The sequence below is a fragment of the Kitasatospora sp. NPDC088264 genome (assembly GCF_040685715.1).
Taxonomy (GTDB): Bacteria; Actinomycetota; Actinomycetes; order Streptomycetales; family Streptomycetaceae; genus Kitasatospora.
Genome location: NZ_JBFBIR010000133.1, coordinates 1 through 2,874 on the forward strand (window position 1 = coordinate 1; position 2,874 = coordinate 2,874).

2 protein-coding genes are annotated in these 2,874 nt (G+C 74.1%); both read left to right on the forward strand.

Annotation, left to right across the window (positions count from 1 at the left end):
* The coding region (locus AB0O82_RS38575; protein WP_363589712.1) for a phosphopantetheine-binding protein at window positions 1-242 on the forward strand (242 nt) is incomplete at its 5' end.
* Between the two features lie 158 nt (window positions 243-400).
* Window positions 401-2,874 (forward strand): condensation domain-containing protein (locus AB0O82_RS38580; protein ID WP_363589714.1); only part of this gene is annotated, 2,474 nt, incomplete at its 3' end.

Consider the following 2,874-nt stretch of genomic DNA (forward strand, 5'->3'; position numbering starts at 1 on the left):
GACTCACCACCGTCACCATCGACGACCGCTTCTTCGACCTCGGCGGCCACTCCCTCCTCGCCACCAAACTGGTCAGCCGCATCCGCACCGCCCTCGGGACGGAGCTGCCGATCCGCACCCTGTTCGACGCTCCCACGGTCGCCGCCCTGGCCGCCGTCCTGCCCGGGCGCGAGCAGACAGCCGCGCCGAAGAAGGCCCGCCCGGCCCTGCGGCCGATGCGCCGCCCGGGCGGCCCGGCCTGACCTGCCGCCCACCTCGCGGCCCCGTCCACCACAGGATGCGCGCCCGCCGCCGGCCCGGCCGGCGGCGCGGCCCGCCGCGTCCCGCGACCGCCGAACCCCACCAGCCCTACCAGCCCTACCAGCCACAGCAGCCGTAAGTCGCCAGTCGGAGGCAGACCTTGATCCCGTTGTCGTTCGCCCAGCAGCGGCTCTGGTTCATCGAGCAGTTCGAGGGCCCGAGCGCCCTCTACAACACGCCGTTCGCCCTCCGGCTGACCGGCGAGCTCGACGCCGCCGCCCTCGAAGGCGCGCTGTGGGACGTGGTGGCCCGGCACGAGGTGCTGCGCACCGTCTTCCCGACCACCGACGGCCAGCCCCACCAGCACATCCTCGACCAGGGGCGCCCGCCGCTGCACCGGGTGCCGGTGGCCGACGAGGCCGAACTGTCCGAGCGGCTGCGCGAGGACGCCGGGCAGGTCTTCGACCTCGCCGCCGACCTCCCCGTCCGCGCCTGGCTGTACGCCCTCCCCTCGCCGGGCGAGCACGTCCTGCTGCTGCTGACGCACCACATCGCCAGCGACGGCTGGTCCGTCGCCCCGCTCCTGCACGACCTCGCCACCGCCTACGAAGCCCGCCTCGCCGGCACCGCACCGCAGTGGGAGCCGCTGCCGGTGCAGTACGCCGACTACACCCTCTGGCAGCGCGAGCTGCTCGGCGAGGAGGACGACCCCGAGAGCGTCGTCTCCCTTCAACTCGCCTACTGGCAGCACGCGTTGTCCGGCCTCCCGGAGGAGCTGGCGCTCCCGTACGACCGGCCGCGCCCGGCCGCGCCCACCCGCCGGGGCGGCGCCGCCGAGTTGGAACTCGACGTCGAACTGCACACCGCCCTGGCCGAGTTGGCCGGCACGCAGAACGCCAGCCTCTTCATGGCCCTGCAAGCCGCCGTCGCCACCCTCTACACCCGCCTCGGTACGGGCACCGACCTGCCGATCGGCACCGTCGTCGCCGGACGCACCGACGAAGCCCTCGACGACCTGGTCGGCTTCTTCGTCAACACCCTGCTGCTGCGCACCGACACGTCCGGCGACCCGAGCTTCCGCGAGTTGCTGGACCGCGTCCGCCGCACCGACCTCGACGCCTACGACCACCAGGACATCCCCTTCGAGCGCCTGGTCGAACACCTCAACCCCACCCGCACCGCCGGCCACCCCCTCTTCCAGTCGCTCGTCACCCTGAACACCGAGCGGGCCGGCGACCTCGCCTTCGGCCCGGCCTCGGCCCGGCCGGTCGAGGCCGGCGAGGCCCAGGCCCAGTTCGACCTGAACTTCAACTTCGTCGAGCACCTCACGGAGGACGGCGACTGCCTCGGTGTCCGCGGCGCCGTCGACTACGCGGCCGACCTCTTCGACCACGCCACCGCCACCGCCCTCGCCGAGCGGCTGCTGCGCGTCCTGCGCGCCGTCGCGGCCGACCCGGACACCCCGCTCGGCAGCATCGAGATCCTCGACCCCGCCGAACGCGAGCACCTGCTCACCGGCTGGAACGGACCGACCGCACCGGTGCCCGACACCAGCCTGCCCCGGCTGTTCGAGGCCCAGGCCGCCGCCACCCCCGACGCCCCCGCCCTGATCACCGACGCCGAACAGCTCAGCTACGCCGAACTGAACGGCCGCGCCAACCGCCTCGCCGCCCTGCTGCTGGCTCGCGGCCTGACCGCCGAACAGCCGGTGGCGGTGCTGATGGAGCGCTCCGCCGGGCTGCTCACGGCCGTCCTCGCGATCGCCAAGGCGGGCGGCACGTACGTCCCGCTGGACGACCGCTACCCGCTGGACCGGCTCCAGCACATCCTCACCGACACCCGCACCGGCCTGCTGCTCACCGACCCGGCCCACCACGGGCATCCGGTCCTCGCCACCGGCGGCTTCGCCACCGTCGAGGTCACCGACGCCCTGCTCGCCACGGCCCCCGAGGCGGGCGACCCGGCCGTGCCCGTGCACCCCGGCCAGCTGGTCTACGTGATGTACACCTCGGGCTCGACCGGCCTGCCCAAGGGCGTCGCCGTCACCCACCGCAACGTGGTGGACCTGCTGGGCAACCAGCACTTCCGCGCGGGCCACCACCAGCGTGTCCTGCTGCACTCGCCCACCGCCTTCGACGCCTCCACCACCGAGATCTGGGCGCCGCTCGTCACCGGCGGGGCGATCGTGCTGGCCGAGCCCGGCGAGCTGGACATCCGGCGCCTCGCCGAGACCATCACCACCCACCGGGTGACCCTGGTCCAGGCGCCCTCGGGCCTGCTGCGGCTGATGGCCGAGGAGACGCCGGAGGCCTTCCGGGCCGTCCGGCAGGTGTGGACCGGCGGCGACGTCGTCCCGCCCGAGGCCGTCCGCCGGCTCTTCCAGGCGTGCCCGGACACCTCCGTCGTCGCGGTCTACGCGCCCACCGAGACGACGGCCATCAAGACCACCTTCACCATGACCCCCGCCTCGGCGGTCCCGAACGTGGTGCCGATCGGCCGCCCGCTGGCCAACACCCGGACGTACGTCCTCGACACCGCACTACAGCCCGTACCCGCCGGCGTGGCAGGCGAGCTCTACATCGCCGGCGCCGGACTCGCCCGCGGCTACACCGGCCGCCCCTCCCTCACCGCCGA